This is a genomic window from Streptomyces sp. DI166 (assembly GCF_900091315.1).
GTDB lineage: Bacteria > Actinomycetota > Actinomycetes > Streptomycetales > Streptomycetaceae > Streptomyces > Streptomyces fuscus.
The window spans coordinates 21,566-40,397 of record NZ_FLSP01000081.1; the positions used below are offsets into that span (position 1 = coordinate 21,566).

Sequence of the window (18,832 nt, forward strand, 5' to 3'; positions counted from 1 at the left end):
ATTCTCCGGTCTGCGGAGCCGCGTGCGGGCGCGCTTGCGCGTCCGTACGGCTCCTGGCGGCGGTGCACCGGACGGTGCGGCCCGGTCGCCGGGGACCGGGCCGCACTCGGGTCAGCTCAGGCCGGCGACGGTCTCGCGGACCTTGGTGATGATCTCGTCGGGCATGGGGGCGTAGTCGTTCTCGGCGAGGATCTTCTGGCCGTCCTCGCTCGCCATGTAGGTGAGGAGGGACTTCACCGTCGGCAGGGTGTCGGCCTTGTTGCCCTTGTCGCAGACGATCTCGTACGTCACCAAAGTGATCGGGTAGGCGCCCTCGGCCTTGGTGGCGTAGTTGACCTCCAGGGCCAGGTCCTTGCCGGTGCCGACGATCTTGGCGTCGGCGATGGCGGTGGTGGCGCCCTCGACGGAGGCCTTCACCGGCTCACCGGCGCCGGTGTCGATGGCGACGACGGAGGAGTCCTTGGCGTAGGAGAGCTCCATGTAGCTGATCGCGCCGGGGGTCTGCTTGACCTGCTGGGCGACACCGGAGGAGCCGGACGCGGACTGGCCGCCGGGTGCGGTCCAGGCCTTGCCGCCCTCGTACTTCCAGTTGTCCGGGGTGGTGGCGATCAGGTACTTGGTGAAGTTGTCCGTGGTGCCGGACTCGTCGGAGCGGTGGAACGCCTGGATCTTGAGGTCGGGCAGGTCGGCCTCGGGGTTCAGCTTCTTGATCGCCGGGTCGTTCCAGTTCTTGATCCTGTCGCTGAAGATCTTCGCCAGGGTCGGCGCGTCCAGGACGAGGTTGTCGACGCCCTCGACGTTGTACGCGACGGCGATCGGGCCGCCGACCATCGGCAGGTCGATGCCCTGACCGCCCTCGCAGACCTCCTTGGAGGCGGTGATCTCCTCCGGCTTCAGCGCCGAGTCGGAGCCCGCGAAGGCGACCGTGCCCTGCGTGAACGCGGTGACACCGGCGCCGGAGCCGCCGCCCTTGTAGTTGATCTGGACGCCCTTGCAGGCGGCGGTGAACTGCTTCACCCACGCGTCGATCGCGTTCTTCTGCGCGGACGAGCCGTCGGCGAGCAGCTGGCCCGTGGCGCCGTCGCACTTGATGTTGCCGGCCTGCGCGCTGGCGGCGGCGTCCCCGTTGCCGCTGCCGCCGGTGTCGTCGGAGCCGCACGCCGTGAGGGCCAGGGCGCCGGAGACGGCGAGAGCACCGAGAGCGAGGGCCCGCCGGTTCATGCGCTGAAGCTTCACTTTGAGGGAGTTCCTTCCGGGAGCCGCCGTCCTGAATCCGGCGGCGTGCGAAGTCTGGGCGGCGGGGGCGGGGTCCTGTCCTCGGCCTTGTCCTCGGCCTTGTCCTCGGCCGTTGCCCTCGGGCTTTGTCCTCGGGCTTTGTCCTCGGGCCTGTTCGGGACCGCGTTCCTTACCGCGTAAGGCCGAAATTAGGCAGGGCAGGTGAAGGCGCCGATGGGCGTGAATGAACGGGGGGTGAACCCCTGAGGACGGTGCGGTGCGGTGCGCCCGCGGCGGCTCAGCGGGTGGGTATGCCCAGCTCGTCGAGGAGGGCGCGGTCGCGGGGCTGGGTCAGCCTGCGGCGGGCGGCCTCGGGGGTCAGCCAGGCGATGCGGTCGACCTCGGTGCCGGGCACGAAGGTGCCGGGGCCTGCCTCGGCGGCCCAGTAGCGGACCTCCTTGGGGCGCGCGTCGACCATGTAGCGGACAGTGGAAAGCTCCGCGCCCGGTGTGGCCCGGTAGCCGGTCTCCTCCTCGACCTCGCGCAGGGCTCCGGCCAGCGGGTCCTCGGTGCGCTTCAGCTTGCCCTTGGGGTGCGACCAGTCGTCGTACTTGGGGCGGTGGACGAGGCAGATCTCCAGCTCGCCGGTGGCGGGGGAGCGGCGCCACAGGACGCAGCCGGCGGCCTGGACGGGGCGGTCGCGATCGCGGTCGTCGGTGGGGGATGTCACGGGGCGCCTCCTTCGTCCGTCGTGTCAGCGTGCGGTGAGGGCGACTTTCTGGGTGCGCCAGGTCTGCTGGAAAGCGAAACGGGCGGCTTCGACCTCGTGGCGCTGGTCGGCGTGGAGGACGCCGAGCGCGTAGGCCGTGGCGGGGGTGATGCGGGGGGTGCGGGCGGCTGCTGCGGCCTCTGCGGCTGCCTCGGCGGCGTCCTGGTGGCGGTCGAGGGTGCGGGTGGCGGTGAGCAGGCGTTCGTCTTCCGGGGGGTTGTGCTGGGGGTGGAGGACTTCGCGGGCGTAGCGGTGCAGGCGGAGGAGGCGGCGGGTCTGGTGCCAGGGGGTGTCGTGGGGGTGCGGGTGCGGGTCGGGGGGCAGGCCGGGGGCGGTGACCGGGGGGAGGGCGGCGATTGCCTCGGTGAGGCGCTCCTCGGCTGCGGTGGCGTGGGGGCGGAGGTCTGCTGTTCGGGCGGTTCTCGTCAGGGGGACCTCGCTGGCCAGTACGGCGATGGTGTCGGCGAGGGCGTGGAAGCGGGCGGAGTCCAGGGACTGGAGGGCGGTGCTGTGGGCTCGGGTGCGGGCGAGGGTGAGACGGCGGGTGAGGAGGGCGGCGGCCTTGGGGGCGCCGGGGGTGGGGGAGCCGGGGGAGCCGTCGGTGGGGAGGTGGCCGGGGGCTGGGGGTGCCGTGGGGGGTGTGGCTTGCCCGCGCGGGCGGGGTGTCGCTGCTTTGGCTGCGGGGGCCGCCCCAGCGGCACGACTGCCCGTAGCTGGGGTGGTGATCGAGCTCTGGCCCGGCACCGTTGTGCCCGACAAGCGGTGCAGGGCCGTGAGGAGGCGGTCCAAGCGGGCCGCGTACGTGTGTTCCTGGGTCAGTGTTGAGGTCAGCCAGGTCAGTTCTGGGCGGAGGCTGTCCGTCCAGGTGGGGGTGAGGAGGGGGCCGTACGTGTGGAGGGTGGCTGTGAGGCGGCGGGTGGGCCGGAGCAGGGTGGCTCCGGCGCCGTCACCCACGCCCGCCTCCCGGAGGAGGCGGAGCGCGCGGAGGAACTCCGTGGCCTGGGTGCGCAGGTAGCTCTCCAGGGCCTCCCCGTCAGGGTGTTGCTGTGCCACGTCGGCGCCTCCGGGCGTCAATGAGCATCTCCTGGACGTTGCGCAGGGGTTGGCCGTCCGCGTCGGTCGCGTGCCGGGTCCACTCGCCGTCCGGGCCGAGGTGCCAGGAGGCGGTGGTGTCGGACATGCCGGTCTCCAACAACCGGTTCAGGGCCGCCCGGTGGGCCGGGTCGGTGACCCTGACCAGCGCCTCGATACGGCGGTCGAGGTTGCGGTGCATCATGTCCGCGCTGCCGATCCACACCTCGGGCTCGCCGCCGTTGCCGAAGGCGAAGACGCGGGAGTGCTCCAGGAAGCGGCCGAGGACGGAGCGGACGCGGATGTTCTCCGACAGGCCCGCGACCCCCGGGCGCACGGCGCAGATGCCGCGTACCCAGACGTCGACCGGTACGCCCGCCTGGGAGGCGCGGTAGAGGGCGTCGATGATGGCCTCGTCGACCATCGAGTTGACCTTGATGCGGATGAACGCGGGGCGGCCCGCGCGGTGGTGCTGGACCTCTTTGTTGATCCGTGAGATCAGGCCGTCACGCAGGGACTTGGGGGCGACCAGGAGACGGCGGTAGGTCTCGCGGCGGGAGTAGCCGGAGAGCCGGTTGAACAGGTCGGACAGGTCCGCGCCGACCTGCGGGTCGGCGGTGAGCAGGCCGAGGTCCTCGTAGAGGCGCGCTGTCTTGGGGTGGTAGTTGCCGGTGCCGACGTGGCTGTACCGCCGTAGCGTGTCGCCCTCCTGACGGACCACCAGGGACAGCTTGCAGTGGGTCTTCAGACCGACCAGGCCGTACACGACATGGCAGCCCGCCTCCTCAAGCCGCTTGGCCCACTTGATGTTGGCGTGCTCGTCGAAGCGGGCCTTGATCTCGACCAGGACGAGGACCTGCTTGCCCGCCTCGGCCGCGTCGATGAGGGCGTTGACTATGGGGGAGTCGCCGGAGGTCCGGTACAGGGTCTGCTTGATGGCGAGGACGTCCGGGTCCTCGGCCGCCTGCTCCAGGAAGGCCTGCACGGAGGTGGAGAAGGAGTCGTACGGGTGGTGCAGCAGCACGTCCCGGCTGCGCAGGGCGGCGAAGATGTCGGGCGCGGACGCCGACTCGACCTCGGCGAGGTCGCGGTGGGTGCCGGCGACGAACTTGGGGTACTTCAGCTCGGGCCGGTCCAGGGAGGCGATCCGGAACAGGCCCGTCAGGTCCAGCGGGCCGGGCAGCGGGTAGACCTCGGCCTCGGTGATCTTCAGCTCGCGCACCAGCAGGTCCAGGACCTCGCGGTCGATGGACTCCTCCACCTCCAGGCGCACCGGCGGCCCGAAGCGGCGCCGCATCAGCTCCTTCTCCAGGGCCTGCAGGAGGTTCTCGGCGTCGTCCTCCTCGACCTCCAGGTCCTCGTTGCGGGTGATGCGGAAGGCGTGGTGCTCCAGCACCTCCATGCCCGGGAACAGCTCCTCCAGGTGCGCGGCGATGACGTCCTCGATGGGGACGTAGCGGCCGGGGCTGGACTCCAGGAACCGGGAGAGCAGCGGCGGGACCTTCACGCGGGCGAAGTGACGGTGCCCGCTGACGGGGTTGCGCACCACGACGGCCAGGTTCAGGGAGAGGCCGGAGATGTAGGGGAAGGGGTGGGCCGGGTCGACGGCCAGCGGGGTCAGCACGGGGAAGATCTGGTGCCGGAAGAGGGTGAACAGGCGGGCCTGCTCCTTCTCCGTCAGCTCGTTCCAGCGGACCAGGTGGATGTCCTCCTCCGCCAGGCCGGGGGCGACGTCCTCGTGGAAGCAGGCGGCGTGCCGGGCCATCAGCTCCCGGGACCGGGCCCAGATCATCTCCAGCACCTGGGTGGGCTGTAGGCCGGAGGCGGAGCGGGTGGCGACGCCGGTGGCGATACGGCGCTTGAGACCGGCCACCCGGACCATGAAGAACTCGTCGAGGTTGCTGGCGAAGATGGCCAGGAAGTTCGCCCGCTCCAGCAGCGGGGTGGTGGGGTCCTCGGCGAGTTCGAGGACCCGTTCGTTGAACGCCAGCCAGCTGCGTTCCCGGTCCAGGAAACGGCCCTGGGGCAGGGGGGCACCGTCGGCCGGGGACTCCTCGTAGGCGTCGAGGTCGGCGTCGATGTCGGGTTCGAGATCGGAGACCGAACCGGCCACGGTGCGCGAGCGGTGGGCCGCGATGGAGCCCACGGAGGGCTGCGCGTGCTGGGCCGGTGCCTGGGCGTTCTGCTGACTCATGGACCCATTCTTCCGCGCCATGGCCGATACAGGCGCGTCGGAAGTCGTGGGAGGGAGGACGGCGGCGAGACGGCGGGCCTTTCCGTCCCTCCTGACTCCCTCGGGAGGCGGCGAAGGCGCGGGCACGGCGGGCTTCATTCGCCGAGCGTCGCAAGGCTGTTTGAACCGGCGGTTACGGCGACATGGCGGGCGGGACACCGGGGGGCGGCTCCCGGGCGTCGGAGCGCACGCGAGGCCGGCCTGGGCCTGGTCGACCGACGGTATCCGGGGCGGCCCTCGGGCGTCGGGTCGCCTGTGGCCGGCCTGGGCTCGGTGGGCGTAGGCGGGGTGGCTCCCGGGCGTCGGTCGGTCTGGGCCCGGTGGGCGTAGGCGCGGTGCCCTGGGGCGTCGGAACACCGGGCGGCGCCCCGGGCGTCGGGGCCCGCGCGCGTGCCGGGCCCGTACGTCCCTCCCCCCGTAGGAGGGACGTACGGACCCGGAGATCAGGCGGTCCGGCGGCGCAGTATCCGGAACGCGGCGAGGACGGCGAGGGCCGCGACCGTGAGCAGGATGCCGCTCTCGACGTACTGGATCGGCCAGAAGTGCGAGCGTGGGTGGAAGGCCAGCTCGCTGCCGTCGGCCGCCACCTGGAAGGCGGAGCGCGGTGCCTCCCAGCCGGTGGTGTCCCGGGTGACCGTGGGCCACAGGAACTCGCGGTACCGATCCAGGGCGTTGTACAGGAGCAGCGCGGCCCCGAGGGCGGCACCGGCGGCGGGCAGCGCCCGCCCGAGCAGCATCCCGGCGAGGGCGCCGAGGGCGAGGCCGGCCAGGGCGTGGGCGACGGCGGTGGGGCCGGTGCCGACGAAGACGTCGGGGTGGTACCAGTCCCCGACCAGGTTCGGGTTGTCCGCGCCGCGGGCCCAGACGTTGAGCAGGACCAGCCCGGTGGTGCCGAGGGTGAGCAGGGCGGCCGGGACGGCGAGCTTGGCGGCCAGCCAGCGGGCCGGGGTGACCGACTGGGTCCAGGCCAGGTGGGCGGTGCCGTTCTCCAGTTCGCGCCCGATGAGCGCCCCGCCCGCCCAGGCGGCCACCGGGACGATCAGCCAGGCCGTGCAGGCGGTGACGAACGCGATGCCGGTGGAGTAGGTCTCGTCCGCGGTGATCGCGTCGACCGCCGTGCAGGACGGCAGTCCGTCGGTGGCCGGTTCGGCGCAGGCGCTGTCGCCCCGCTCGGCCTCGTCCGCGAGCGCGGCCAGCCGGAACAGGAAGGACGCCGCGGCGAGCAGGGCGAGCCCCCATACGACCAGCGCCGCGCGGTGCAGCCGCAGCACGGCCCACAGCAGGCCCCGTGGCCGGGGCAGCCGGCCCGGAGTGCGTACGGAGGTGACGGGGATCGCGGTCATACGGCGCCTCCCGTGCGGCGGCGGAGCAGCCAGAAGGCGGCGCCGACGGCCACGGACGCGGCGGCCAGGACGATGCCGGTCTCCACCAGGTGCAGGGGCCAGAAGTGGGAGGTGGGGTGGTAGTCGGCGTAGTAGCCGGTGATGTCGTGCTTGGTGAGGCAGCCGGGTTCGCCCAGGCAGTCCGGGAGGGGGATTCGGCTGCCGTCGGAGGTGAGGGCGCCGTCGCGGACCACGGCGGCGGGGGCGGGGACGTCGTCCGTGGAGGTCACGGTCACGGTCGGCCACAGGTGCGGGCGGAGTTCGACCAGCGCACCGGCGATGGCCAGCGTCGTGACGGAGGCGACCGCCAGGGCGGGCAGGGCGCGCGGCAGGAGCAGGCCGACGAGGGCGCCGACGGCCAGGCCCAGCAGGGCGTGGGCGGTGGCGGTGGTGCCGTTGGTGAGGAAGATCGCGCTGTCGTCCCAGGCGCGTACGGCCCAGGCCTCGTGCAGTTCCGTGCCTGCGCTCCACATCAGCCGGTGCAGCAGGGTGAGCGTGAGCATGCCGGCGGTGAGCAGGGCGGCCGGGACGGCGAGCTTGGCGGCCAGCCAGCGGGCCGGGGACACGGACTGTGTCCAGGCCAGGCGGGCGGTGCCGTTCTCCAGTTCGCGTCCGATGAGCGCGCTCGCCGCCCAGGCGGCGGTGAGCAGCGGGACGAGGGTGAGGAGGCCGCTGCTGACGCCGACGATGTTGTCGTAGCGCTGGAAGGCGGTCCCGTACATGTCGCAGTCGAAGCCCGACGTCGTGGTGCCGCACCCCGCCTCGCTGTACTCGGCCCAGGCGGCGTCGGCGCCCGGCCCGTACGCCCACAGCAGTCCGCCCGCGGCGACGGTCACCAGCATCAGCCAGAACAGCAGCGCCGACTGGTGCACCCGCAGCATGACCCAGACCAGCCCGCGCGGGCCGCGGGTGCGGGGCTCGGCGGCGGAGGCGCGCAGGGAGAGGGCGGTCATACGGCGGCCTCCGGGGTGTGGGTGAGTGCGGGTGTGGTGTGCACGGTCACGGCGGTGTGGGTGCGCACGGTTACGTCGGTGTGCGCCAGGGCGTTCCTCATGCCGCCGCCTCCTCGCTCTCGGTGAGGCTCAGCGCCGGGGCGTCCGGGCCGCGCAGATGGCCGAGGACCAGTTCCTCCAGCGTGGGCTCGGCGGTCTGCCAGGAGGCGGGGACCGGGCCCGCGGGCCGGATCAGGGCGGTGAGCTGGCGGCCCGTGGTGCGGGACTCCACGACCGTGTGCGGGTCGAGGCTGTCCTGGGCGGGGCCGGTGACCAGGCGGTGGGCGGCGAGCAGGTCGTCCAGGGGACCGGCCAGGCGGACGCGGCCCGCGCCGAGGAGCAGGAGGTGGTCGCAGGAGCCCTCCAGCTCCGCCACCACATGCGAGGACATGACAATCGTGGTGCCGTGTTCGGCCGCGTCCGCCATCAGCAGGCCGGTGATCCGGTGCCGGGCGAGCGGGTCGAGGTCGGCCATCGGCTCGTCCAGGAGCAGCAGCTCGGGGCGCTTGGCCAGGGCGAGCGCGAGGGCGACCTGGGTGCGCTGGCCGCCGGAGAGGGTGCGGATCTTGGCGTCCATGTCCAGGTCGGCGTCGGTGACGATGCGCCGGGCGACCGACTCGTCCCAACGCCCGGGGTTCAGCTCCCGGCCGAGCCGCAGGGTGGCGGCGACGGTGAGGTGCGGGTGCAGCGGCTTGTCCTGGGCGACGTAGGCGAGGCGCTCGCGGGCCCCGGCCGGGGTGGTCCCGAGCACGGTGACCCGGCCCTCGCTGGGCCGCAGCAGTCCGGCGGCGAGGGACAGGAGGGTGGACTTCCCGGCGCCGTTGGGGCCGACGAGGGCGCAGACCCGGCCGGCGGGGAGTACGAATTCGCAGCGGTCCAGGGCCCGCCTGCCGCGTCGGCCGAATCTCCGGCCCAGCCCTTGCGCCGCGATGGCGATATCGGTCACGCCTCGTCCCCCTTGAAGTGTTCTTCCAGTACGGCGGCGAAGAGCGCCGCCACGTCGTCGTGCTCCAGGCCCGCCTCGCGGGCCCGTGCCGCCCAGTCCGTCAGTTCCGCGTGCAGCGGGGAGTCGGCGGGCGCGGCGCCCAGCGACCTGCGGACGAACGTGCCCAGTCCCCGGCGGGCCTCGACCAGGCCCTCGCGTTCCAGCTCGCGGTACGCCTTGAGCACGGTGTTCGGGTTGATGGCGGTGGCTTCCACCACCTCCCGGGCGGTGGGGAGCTTGTCCCCGGGCGCCAGCAGGCCCAGGCGCAGGGCCTGCTTGGTCTGCTGGACGATCTGCAGGTAGGTGGCGACGCCGCTGCGCCGGTCGATGCGGTACTCGACCACTTCCACCACCCTTTCACTAATTGAGTAGTGAAAGGGTGGTGGAAGTGGCCCGGAAAAGTCAAGCCGTGATTCCGTGAACCGATCGACCGGGCTCGTCCGATGAGGGTGACGTGAGCGAAACGAGAAGCGACGGGGATCTGCTGCGCGCCGTCGCCGCGGACGGGGACCGGCGCGCCTTCGAGGAGCTGTACCGCCGGTTCGCGCCCTGGCTGACGGCGCGGCTGCGCAGCCGCTGCGCCGACCCCGGCATCGTCGACGACGTCGTACAGGAGACGTTCCTCGCGGTGTGGCGGGGCAGCGCGCGCTACCGGGAGGAGGGGGACGTGGCCGGATGGCTGTGGCGGATCGGCTCGCGACGGCTCGTCGACGCACTGCGCGGCGACGGGGCGCGCGGCCGGCTGCGGCAGGCACTGGCCCGGCTCAGGCACCGGGAGGAGGCGTCGGCCGAGGACCGCGTGCTCGCGGGGGTTGAGCACGGGGACCTGGCCGGCGCCCTGATACGGCTCTCACCCGAACTGCGCGCGGTGATCCAGGCCACGGTCGTCGACGGGCTGACCACCCGGGAGGCGGCCGTGGTGCTGGGCATCCCGCCCGGGACGGTCAAGACACGGGCGATGCGGGCCCGGAAGCAACTGCGGGAGGCGCTGGCATGACCTGGCACGTATCCGAAGCCGACCTGCGCGCCTACGCGCGTGCCGAACTGGCGGCCCCCATGCTCTGGTCCGCCGACACCCACCTCGCCTCCTGCGCCGAGTGCCGGGCCGTCCTCGCCGAGGTCAGCGAGCCCGTCGACCTCGGCTGGGAGCGCCTGGACGCCGAGCTGGACGCGCCCCGCCCAGGGCTCTTCGAGAGGCTGCTGGTGCGGCTCGGGGCCGCCGACCACACCGCCCGGCTGCTCGCGGCGACACCCGTACTGCGCCGCTCCTGGCTGGCGTCGGTGGTGTTCCTGCTGGTGGCGACGGTGTTCGCGGTCCACTCCTCCGGTTCGCCGACCCTGTTCCTCGCCCTGGCACCGCTGCTTCCCCTGGCCGGGGTCGCGGCCAGCTACGGACCCGCCCTGGACCCGACGTACGAGATGGCGGTCGTCTCGCCTGTGCACGGGTTCCGGCTGCTGATGATCCGTACGGTCGCCGTGCTCACCGCCGGACTCGTCCTCAACGGCCTGGCGACGCTCGCCCTGCCCTCCTACGGCCTGCGCGCCCTGGCCTGGCTGCTGCCCGCGCTCGCCCTCACCGCCACCGCGCTGGCGCTGACTCCCCGCTTCGGGCCGGTCCTCGCACCCGCGCTGGTCGGCGGCGCCTGGGCGGCGCTGATCGCCATCGCCGACGCGATGGCCGACGGCGGCTCCCTCGCCCCCTTCACCGCGGCCGGACAGGGCGCCGCGGCCACGGTCGCCGCCCTCGCGGCCGGCCTTCTCTACCTCGTACGTGACCGATTCGACGTCTTCCTCAGGAGCGCCGCATGACCTCCACCGTCTCCGCCTCCGGGCTCAGCCTCCACTACGGAGGCACCCGCGCCCTCGATGAGGTCTCGCTGCGGCTGACCCCCGGCGTGACCGGCCTGATCGGGCCCAACGGCGCCGGGAAGACCACCCTGCTGCGGGTGCTCGCCACCGCCGTCCCCCCGCAGCGCGGGGAGTTCACCGTCCTCGGACACGACCCCGGCTCCCTGCGCGGCCGCCAGGAGGTCCGGCGGCGGCTCGGCTACCTGCCGCAGACGCCCGGCTTCCACCCGGACTTCACCGCCTTCGAGTTCGTCGACTACGTGGCGATCCTGAAGGAGCTCAACCAGCGCTCCGCCCGCCACGGCGAGGTGCGCCGGGTGCTGGACGAGGTCGGCCTCGGCGAGGTGCGCGGCCGGAAGATCAAGAAGCTGTCGGGCGGTATGCGGCAGCGGGTCGCGCTCGCCGCCGCCCTCGTCGGCGACCCCGGGTTTCTGGTCCTGGACGAGCCCACCGTCGGACTCGACCCCGAGCAGCGCATGCGCTTCCGGGAGCTGATCGCCCAGGCGGGCGAGGGCCGCACCGTGCTGCTGTCCACCCACCAGACGGAGGACGTGGCCATGCTCTGCCACCGCGTCCTGGTGATGGCGGGCGGCCGTATCCACTTCGACGGCACCCCCGCCGAACTGGCCGCCCAGGCGGCCGGCCGGGTGTGGAGCAGCGCCGAACGCGCCCCGCACGCCAAGGCGGGCTGGCGCACCGGCACCGGCACCTTCCGCAACGTGGGCGATCCCCCGCCCGGCGCCGAACTCCTCGAACCCACCCTGGAGGACGGCTACCTCCTCACCCTCGACGGCTACGGCATGGCGGTGACCGCATGACCACCCTCGTCCAGCCGGCGCCCGCCGCCGTGACCACCGAGCCCCGGAACGCTTGGGGGGCCGTGTTCGCCCTCGCCCGCCTGGAGGGGCGGCGCCTGCTGCTCTCCATCCCCGTCCTGGTCGCCTTCGCGGTCTACATCGCCTGGATCGTCTGGCACACCCTCGACTCCTACCACGGCTTCCCCGCCCTCCAGGACGCCGACCGGGACACCCAGAGCACCCCGCTGCTGGTCGGGCTCGCGGTGATGCTGAGCGTGAACCAGGCCGTGCTGCGCTCGCGGCGCCGCGACACCGAACGCCACTTCGCGGTGCTGCCCGTCAACACCTGGCGCCGGACCGTCGCCCATGTGCTCTCCGTCGTCCCGGCGGTGCTGCTGACCGCGGTGTGCGTGGGCGTCCAGTTCGGCTGGGAGGCGCTCAAGCCGGGCGCCGTCGGCCACGGTTCCCTGGGCGAACTGGCCGTCGGACCGCTGACGGTGCTGGTGTGCGGGGCGCTCGGGGTGCTGATGGCACGGGTGCTGAAGTCGACCTTCGTCGGCCCGATGCTCGTGGTGTTCCTGCTGTTCTTCTTCGTGCTCGGGGCGAGCCCGCAGGACGGCGAGGGCACGCGCTGGCTGAACCCGGTGGTCGGCGAGGGCAGCAGCAAGACCCTCCCCTCCGACCTGCTGGGCCGCCCGGCCGCCTGGCACGCCCTGTATCTGCTCGGCCTCGGCCTCACTCTCGGTGCGCTCGCCGTGCTGGCGGGCGGCGGACGCCGGGTGCGGACCTGCTACGCCGCCCTGGGCGCGGCCCTGTCCCTGCTGCTGGCCGGCGCGTTCGGCCAGTCCGGCGGCACCCCGGCCTCGTTGACGGCGGCACGGGAGAAGGCCACGCTCAACCCGGAGCAGACCTGTGAGCAGCGCGGCGGTTCGACGTACTGCGCGTTCCCGGAGTGGGAGCCCCGGATCGGGACCTGGGCCGAGGTCGTCGACGGTGTCCAAGGACTCGCGGGCGGCACGGCGAAGGACCAGAAGCTCCTCGTCCGCCAGCGCGTGGAGGCCCGCTACGGCCTCTCCTCCGACGGCGCCCTGGAGACCCTGGACGCCCCGAACGAGGTCACCGTCGGCACCCGTTGGGGCGGGCCCCGGGTCCCCGAGTTCTCCTCGGCCGTCGCCGCCGTCCTGGTGGCGGGGTCCGAGCAAGAGGGCACCTCGATGTGCGACGGACGGGTCGTCACCGTGATGTGGATCTCCCTGGGCTGGCAGGACAAGCCGATCGACGAACTGCGCAACGTCCGCCTCGACGACAGCATCAGCGGCTCGGCGATCGTGCTCCAGCCGACCTCGGCGATCTCCATGTCGGCCGCGCAGACCGATGTCGTCCGCACGCTGCTCACCCGGCCGCGTGCCGAGGTGACCGCCCTGGTGAAGAAGCACTGGAAGGAGCTGACGGCACCGGGCATCACCACCGCGCGGGCCGCCGAACTGGTCGGCGTGAAGGGCATTACCGAGAAGAACGGGTGCGAGGAGTGAGCGCCGCACGACCGGAGCGACAGGCGCGACAGGAGCCCGGGGGGAGCCCCGCCCGAGGGGCGGCCCCGGGGCCGCTGTCCCCGGCCCACGTGGCCGAACTGATCCCCGCCGTCTGGCGCACGCTGCCCTGGCGCGCGCTGGGCTCCGGCGCGGCGATGGGGCTGGTGATCGCCGGAACCACCCGGGTGTGGGAGGAGCACTACAACCCCTGGCTCGCCCTCAACACCCTGCGCGCCTCAGCCCTCGCCTTCGCCCTGGGCCTGGCCTTCCTCCTGGACGACCCGGCCCGCCACACCACGGCCACCGTGCCCACCCCACGGCCCCTCCGCCAGGCCCTGCGCCTGGCGGTGGTCGCCCCCTTCGCGGCACTGTCGTGGATCGCGGCGATCCTGCTGGTCCCCACCGGTCTGCGCCCTCCGCTCGGCCCGGTCACCCTGGAGGCAATCACCGCGGGCGTGCTGGCGCTGGCTCTCGGGGCGGCCTGGATACGGTGGTCCCAGGAGCCGGAACCGGGGGTGAGTATCGCGGTGGCACTCCTCACCCTCGCCGTACTGACACTGCTGCTCATACCCGAGGACTGGACGCTGTTCGTCGACCCGGACGACCCGCGCTGGGCGGACTCGCACGAGCGGTGGTGGGGGGTGCTGGCGGCGGCGGTGACGCTGGCGGCCGTATGGGCCAGGGAACCGCTGGGGCGGCGGGGGTACCGGCGGTCGGGGGCTTAGGGCTCCGTCCGGCGGCCACCCCACGAGACCCGGGGCCCGGCGCGTGCAGCTGGACCCTGGGTCTCCGTCCCCTACGTCCCCGTCCGGTACATCAGATCCGTCTCTTACGTTTCCGTCCGGTACATCAGGTCCGTCTCATACGTCTCGAAGCCCATCCGCTCGTACACGGACACGGCGGCCTTGTTGTCGGCGTCGACGTAGAGCATGGCGGTCGGCAGCCCTTGGTCCGCCAGGTGCCGCAGGCCGATCGCGGTGAGGGCCTTGCCGAGGCCGCCGCCCTGGGCGCCGGGCTTCACGCCGAGGACGTAGACCTCACCGAGCTGCTCCTCGGCGTGGACCTTGGTCCAGTGGAAGCCGATCAGCTCGCCGGAGCGCTCGGCGAGGAAGAACCCGGTCGGGTCGAACCACGGTTCGGCCATCCGGTCGTCGAGGTCGCGCTGGGTGAGGGAGCCCTGCTCGGGGTGGTGGGCGAAGGCGGCGGCGTTCACCGCGAGCCAGGCCGCGTCGTCCTGGCCGGGCACGAAGGTACGTACCGTCACATCGCCGGGCAGACCCGGCTCGGAAAGGTCCAGGTCGGTCAATGACCTGCGCATCTGCCGCAGTTCGCGGAAGAGGGTGAGCCCGAGGACCTGCGCCAGGTGCCGGGCGGCGGAGTGGCCGCCGTGGGCCCAGACCCGCAGCCGCTTGCCGGAGGCGGCGAGCAGGGCCGAGCCGAGCGCCCGGCCGTGGCCGTGGCCGCGGTGCGCGGGGTGGACGACCAGTTCGGCGGCCGGGGCCTCCACCGGATCGGTGTCCTCCAGCTGGGCGTACCCGACGAGTTGGTCGCCGACGGTGAGCAGCAGATGCGCCACTCCCTCCCGTTCACCGCCGCGCAGTTGCAGCCGGCCCTGCTCGGACACCGCCTGCTGGCCGTCGGTGCGGGCGGCCTCGGCGAGCAGGGCGAGCACGGCCTCGATCTGGTCCGGTTCGAGCGCGGAGTAGGTCTCGATGGAGCGGCCCGCGCCGCGCCGTGGGGTGTCGTCGCTGGTCATGCGTACACGGTAAGCCGAGGGCACCGGAAACCGGCGGCAAAAGATAAACCAGGATGTAACCGGAACCACCTTCCGCGCTACGCGCGTTGACTCTAGGCTGCGCCCGGGCACTACTGCCTTCTCATGACTCTCTTCCGCTCCGTACGACACGACCGCAGGGGTCCGTACGACATGACCACAGGGGGGCGCATGCCAGCCAAGTCCCAGCAGCCGCCGCACCGCAGCAGACGCCGGACACAGCTCGTCCTCACCGGCGCGGCGAGCCTCGCCACCGTCGGCGCGCTGGTAGCCGCGCTGCCCACGACGGCGAGCGCGCACGAGAACAAGCACAAGGGCAACCACGGCCACAGCCGCTACCAGGACGTCCAGCTGCTGTCCTTCAACGACCTGCACGGCAACCTGGAGCCGCCGTCCGGTTCCTCCGGCCGGGTCACGCACCTCAACGAGGACGGCACCACCCAGACCATCAACGCGGGCGGTGTGGAGTATCTCGCCACCCATCTGCGCGAGGCCCGCAAGAGCAGCAAGTACTCCATCACCGCGGCCGCCGGTGACATGGTCGGCGCCTCCCCGCTGATCTCGGGCCTGTTCCACGACGAGCCCACCATCGAGGCGCTGAACAAGCTCGACCTGGACGTCACCAGCGTCGGCAACCACGAGTTCGACGAGGGCTCCGCGGAGCTGAAGCGCCTCCAGTACGGCGGCTGCCACAAGACGGACGGCTGCTACACCGACAAGCGGTACAAGGGCGCCGACTTCCCCTACCTCGCGGCGAACGTGCTGAACGAGAAGACGCGCAAGCCGATCCTCAAGCCGTACTGGGTCTGGAAGAAGAAGGACGTCAAGATCGGCTTCATCGGCGTCACCCTGGAGGACACCCCGGGTGTCGTCTCGGCCGAGGGCGTCAAGGGCCTGAAGTTCAAGGACGAGGTCGAGACGATCAACAAGTACGCCCGCGAGCTGCAGCGCAAGGGCGTGAAGTCGATCGTCGCGCTGATCCACGAGGGCGGCGCCCCGGCGTCGACGGCGTACAACTACGACTGTGACTCCCCGGGCGCCGGCGACGGCATCTCCGGTCCGATCGTCGACATCGCCAAGAACGTCACCCCGCAGGTGGACGCGCTGGTCACCGGCCACACCCACCAGGCATACGCCTGCACGATCGACGACCCGTCGGGCAAGCCGCGCACGGTCACCTCGGCCGCGTCCTTCGGCCGCCTGTACACGGACACCACGCTGACCTACGACCGCCGCACGGGTGACATCGCCCGTACGGCCGTGAAGTCGGCGAACCACGTGGTCACCCGGGACGTCGCCAAGGCGGCCGACATGACCGCGCTGATCGGCAAGTGGAACACCCTCGCGGCGCCCATCGGCAACCGCGCGATCGGCTACATCTCCGCCGACATCCCCAGCACCGGCACCGAGTCCCCGATGGGTGACCTGATCGCCGACGCCCAGCTCGCCCACGGCAAGCAGCTCGACCCCGAGACCGATCTCGCGCTGATGAACCCGGGCGGCGTGCGCGCCGGCCTCACCTACGCGGCCCAGGGCTCCGAGGGCGACGGTGTGGTCACCTACGCCGAGGGCTTCACGGTCCAGCCGTTCTCCAACACGGTGAACCTCCAGGACCTCACCGGCGCCCAGCTGATCCAGGTCCTCAAGGAGCAGGTCAGCGGCGTGAACGAGAGCGCGCCGAAGGTTCTGCTGCCGTCGGCGGGCCTGACGTACACGCTGGACATGACGAAGACGGGCGCCGACCGTGTGCTCACGGACACCATCCGTCTGAACGGCGCCCCGATCGACCCGTCCGCCACCTACCGCGTCGCGACGAACAGCTTCCTCGCGGGCGGCGGCGACGGCTTCACCACCCTGGGCCAGGGCACCAACGACCTCGTCGGCTCCGACGACCTCACGGCCCTGGAGCAGTACCTGACGGCCAACTCCTCGCCCACGACCCCGATCGCCCCTCCGGCGGCGAACCGGATCACGATCGTGAGCTGAGCCCTTAACGGGCCGCGGACAGAAAGGCGGTGACGGGCCGAGGCGGCCCGTCACCGCCTTCGCCGTATGTGATCTCCACCCCATCTCAGTTGCGACCGCAACCGCAGACGCGGCTCCGAACTCTCCTTCCATACCGTCGATTTCGGACCCCGCGCAGAAGGTGGCATGTCGAACCTCCCGCACTACCCCCAACACCCCGGCTACTCCCCGTACCCCCACCCCGAGGGCCTCGCGCACCCCTTCGCCCTGGCGCTCCCCGGATCCCGGCTGGGGGCACGAGTGCTGGACGTGATCATCTGGTACGTCGTCTACATGAGCCTGGGCTGGTGGCTGGCCGACGAGATCGACGCCGGCAACGACACAGCGAGGACCGGACTCCTGGTCTGGCTCCTCACCTCCTACCTCATCTGCTTCGCCCTGCCCATCTGGCAGTTCGGCTCCACCCTCGGCAAACGCATCTGCGGCGTCCGCATCGTGGACCGCGAGACGGGCGGCAACCCCGGCTTCTGGGACGCGACCACACGGGAGCTGGTCTGGGGCGTCTCGATAGTGATCCCGGTGCTCGGCTGGACGAATTCCCTCCGCTGCACCTGGGACCAGCCGCTGCGCCAGTGCTGGCATGACAAGCTCGCGGACAGTGTGGCGGTGGAGCGCTAGGAGAAGACGGTGCGCCGCATCGACATCGACGACCCCGAGGTGGATATGACGGATAGTCAACTCCTCTACTACCGGGGCGAGCCATTCACGGGAGAGGTGGCGGAGTACGTCTTCGGAAACCTCGTGAGCCTGGACGCCTACACCGACGGCATCCCGAACGGCCTCTCCCAGGAGTGGTACGAGGACGGCACCCCGCGCTCCGAGGGCCTCGTGCAGAACGGCTTGCCTCGCGACGAGTTCAAGGAGTGGCACCGCAATGGCGTACTGGCGTCCCAGCAGGTGTTCGACGCCGATGGGTTGACGGTTCGTGAGCATTGCGAATGGGATGAGGAGGGGCGGCCGGTCAGGACTTGGCGGTTGGGGGAGGAGAGCGGGGCGTGAGTGTGCGGATCGTGTGGCATGAGCTTCCGGAGTCCGATGCGGCGGGGTTCAGCGACGCAGCGGCTGAAGGTGCCAGTGAGCGCCCAGGAGGGGGAAGCAGACGGTGATACGTGTTCCGCGCCACGCATTCCGTACGACAACGCCGGTGACGCCATGGCGCCCATCGTCGAGACCGCGCAGGCATCACTCGCCGAGATCGAGACCTCGGAATTCGAACGCTACGACGCACAAATGCTGACGCTGCCCGTGGCGAAGTGGCACTGCCTGACGGACCCGTTCGCCGGGCAGTTCCCGACCTGGGAGGCATGGGTCACGGCGACGCAGGTCGGTTCCGCTCTCTTCGCCGCGGGCACCGCGACGGAGGGCCCCGTGGCGTGCCGTATCGGCAGCATGGGCGAGGTGAAACACCTCCCGGCGACCGGTCCCCAGGACTACCTCCACGCCGGAAACTGGCTCACGGCGTACTACTTGGCCGTGATCTGCCGCGAGCACGACAGAGCCGAGCAGCTCGCGCGCGTCCCCGTCTCATTCCTCCGCGCATCTGGCGCGGAGTTCGACGAGTACGTCTACGCCTGGGTGGAAGCCTTGCAGCACGGTTGTTTCCACCATCGCGAGACCTGGAACGCCCTGGTCACGGCCGTGCAAGGAACCGACCCGCAAGTCGCGCGCATCGTCGGCGCAGAACTCGCCTTGAAGCTTCTCCATCCTCCGCTGGAGCTCTTCCACCGATATTCGCGCGGGCAGGCCGACGAATTCAACGCGGCGTTGGCCGACGCGCTGACCTGGCACCGGGAGTACTGGACCGCCAACGAGGCTCGCTCCCTGAGTGGCGAGGGCCTTGTCGCTCTCGCTCCGCTGGCCATCGCCTGCATGGCCTTCGACGCGGGCATGCCGATCGAGGTCGAGTCCGATTACCTTCCCAAGGCGCTGCTGCAACGCCACGCGCCAACGGTGGAGGGGGTGACCGGTGCCGACGCAACTGCTGCGCCATGAAATTCCTACCGCCTCATCACCGGAGGCGCTGAAAATCCTGCGCGACAGTCTAACTCGTTCCATCGACAGGCTTGAAAATTCGCCGAGCGGCTTCAATCGGATTTTTTTGAAGACATCCTTGCGGCAATGGCGAAGCGTGGTGAACGCGATCTTGTTCGTGCAATGGATAAGGCGTTGTGGGAAAGGGATTGGAGTACGTCGTGGTCCACGGTGAGGG

At 71.7% G+C, this 18,832-nt stretch carries 18 protein-coding genes; 9 read left to right on the forward strand and 9 right to left on the reverse strand.

Annotation, left to right across the window (positions count from 1 at the left end; genetic code table 11):
• Positions 1-111: 111 nt before the first annotated feature.
• The 8 genes from pstS to GA0115233_RS30680 all read right to left on the reverse strand — a co-directional run bounded on the left by pstS (position 112) and on the right by GA0115233_RS30680 (position 8,991).
• Positions 112-1,236: a phosphate ABC transporter substrate-binding protein PstS gene (gene pstS, locus GA0115233_RS30645; protein ID WP_093723574.1), complete on the reverse strand. Its 1,125-nt coding sequence runs from the start codon at positions 1,234-1,236 to the stop codon at positions 112-114.
• Between the two features lie 277 nt (positions 1,237-1,513).
• Positions 1,514-1,945: an NUDIX hydrolase gene (locus GA0115233_RS30650; protein ID WP_093723575.1), complete on the reverse strand. Its 432-nt coding sequence runs from the start codon at positions 1,943-1,945 to the stop codon at positions 1,514-1,516.
• A gap of 24 nt (positions 1,946-1,969) precedes the next feature.
• Positions 1,970-3,037, reverse strand: a complete 1,068-nt coding sequence (locus GA0115233_RS30655) for a CHAD domain-containing protein (protein ID WP_255310411.1) — start codon at positions 3,035-3,037, stop codon at positions 1,970-1,972.
• Positions 3,018-5,249 carry an RNA degradosome polyphosphate kinase gene (locus GA0115233_RS30660; protein ID WP_176712000.1) on the reverse strand — a complete coding sequence of 744 codons (2,232 nt, stop codon included), beginning with the start codon at positions 5,247-5,249 and terminating at the stop codon, positions 3,018-3,020. Before GA0115233_RS30660 ends, GA0115233_RS30655 begins: the two co-directional genes overlap by 20 nt.
• Positions 5,250-5,731: 482 nt before the next feature.
• Positions 5,732-6,631, reverse strand: a complete 900-nt coding sequence (locus tag GA0115233_RS30665; RefSeq protein WP_093723578.1) for a hypothetical protein — start codon at positions 6,629-6,631, stop codon at positions 5,732-5,734.
• Positions 6,628-7,623, reverse strand: a complete 996-nt coding sequence (locus GA0115233_RS30670; protein WP_093723579.1) for an ABC transporter permease — start codon at positions 7,621-7,623, stop codon at positions 6,628-6,630. Before GA0115233_RS30670 ends, GA0115233_RS30665 begins: the two co-directional genes overlap by 4 nt.
• Positions 7,624-7,720: 97 nt before the next feature.
• Positions 7,721-8,608: an ABC transporter ATP-binding protein gene (locus GA0115233_RS30675; protein ID WP_093723580.1), complete on the reverse strand. Its 888-nt coding sequence runs from the start codon at positions 8,606-8,608 to the stop codon at positions 7,721-7,723.
• A complete protein-coding gene (locus tag GA0115233_RS30680) occupies positions 8,605-8,991 on the reverse strand; it encodes a GntR family transcriptional regulator (protein ID WP_093723589.1) in 387 nt (128 codons plus the stop codon). Before GA0115233_RS30680 ends, GA0115233_RS30675 begins: the two co-directional genes overlap by 4 nt.
• A gap of 110 nt (positions 8,992-9,101) precedes the next feature.
• Here GA0115233_RS30680 and GA0115233_RS30685 point away from each other — a divergent pair, with 110 nt between their 5' ends.
• From GA0115233_RS30685 to GA0115233_RS30705, 5 genes are all read left to right on the forward strand, one after another.
• Positions 9,102-9,644 (forward strand): RNA polymerase sigma factor, encoded by a 543-nt coding sequence (locus GA0115233_RS30685; RefSeq protein WP_093723581.1) that lies wholly within the window; start codon positions 9,102-9,104, stop codon positions 9,642-9,644.
• Positions 9,641-10,456: a hypothetical protein gene (locus GA0115233_RS30690; protein ID WP_093723582.1), complete on the forward strand. Its 816-nt coding sequence runs from the start codon at positions 9,641-9,643 to the stop codon at positions 10,454-10,456. The genes GA0115233_RS30685 and GA0115233_RS30690 overlap by 4 nt, the downstream gene beginning before the upstream one ends.
• The gene (locus GA0115233_RS30695) at positions 10,453-11,313 is read left to right on the forward strand and encodes an ABC transporter ATP-binding protein (RefSeq protein WP_093723583.1); all 861 of its coding nucleotides are present in this window, start codon (positions 10,453-10,455) and stop codon (positions 11,311-11,313) included. The genes GA0115233_RS30690 and GA0115233_RS30695 overlap by 4 nt, the downstream gene beginning before the upstream one ends.
• Complete coding sequence (locus tag GA0115233_RS30700; RefSeq protein WP_093723584.1) at positions 11,310-12,824, forward strand: ABC transporter permease; 1,515 nt, start codon at positions 11,310-11,312, stop codon at positions 12,822-12,824. The genes GA0115233_RS30695 and GA0115233_RS30700 overlap by 4 nt, the downstream gene beginning before the upstream one ends.
• An 89-nt stretch (positions 12,825-12,913) precedes the next feature.
• Entirely contained in the window at positions 12,914-13,549 is a 636-nt protein-coding gene (locus tag GA0115233_RS30705; protein WP_255310412.1) for an ABC transporter, read from the forward strand.
• A 104-nt stretch (positions 13,550-13,653) separates the two neighbouring features.
• On the opposite strand, the gene mshD is transcribed toward GA0115233_RS30705, so the two are convergent.
• Positions 13,654-14,580 (reverse strand): mycothiol synthase, encoded by a 927-nt coding sequence (gene mshD, locus GA0115233_RS30710; protein WP_093723585.1) that lies wholly within the window; start codon positions 14,578-14,580, stop codon positions 13,654-13,656.
• Positions 14,581-14,769: 189 nt separating this feature from the next.
• Between mshD and GA0115233_RS30715 the strand changes: the two genes are divergently transcribed.
• From GA0115233_RS30715 to GA0115233_RS30730, 4 genes are all read left to right on the forward strand, one after another.
• Positions 14,770-16,584 (forward strand): bifunctional metallophosphatase/5'-nucleotidase, encoded by a 1,815-nt coding sequence (locus GA0115233_RS30715; RefSeq protein ID WP_093723586.1) that lies wholly within the window; start codon positions 14,770-14,772, stop codon positions 16,582-16,584.
• Between the two features lie 165 nt (positions 16,585-16,749).
• Positions 16,750-17,241: an RDD family protein gene (locus tag GA0115233_RS30720; RefSeq protein ID WP_093723587.1), complete on the forward strand. Its 492-nt coding sequence runs from the start codon at positions 16,750-16,752 to the stop codon at positions 17,239-17,241.
• Positions 17,242-17,250: 9 nt separating this feature from the next.
• On the forward strand, positions 17,251-17,622 hold the full coding sequence (locus tag GA0115233_RS30725; RefSeq protein WP_255310413.1) for a toxin-antitoxin system YwqK family antitoxin: 372 nt from the start codon (positions 17,251-17,253) through the stop codon (positions 17,620-17,622).
• Between the two features lie 75 nt (positions 17,623-17,697).
• Positions 17,698-18,615: an immunity 49 family protein gene (locus tag GA0115233_RS30730; protein WP_255310414.1), complete on the forward strand. Its 918-nt coding sequence runs from the start codon at positions 17,698-17,700 to the stop codon at positions 18,613-18,615.
• The last annotated feature ends 217 nt before the right edge of the window (positions 18,616-18,832 follow it).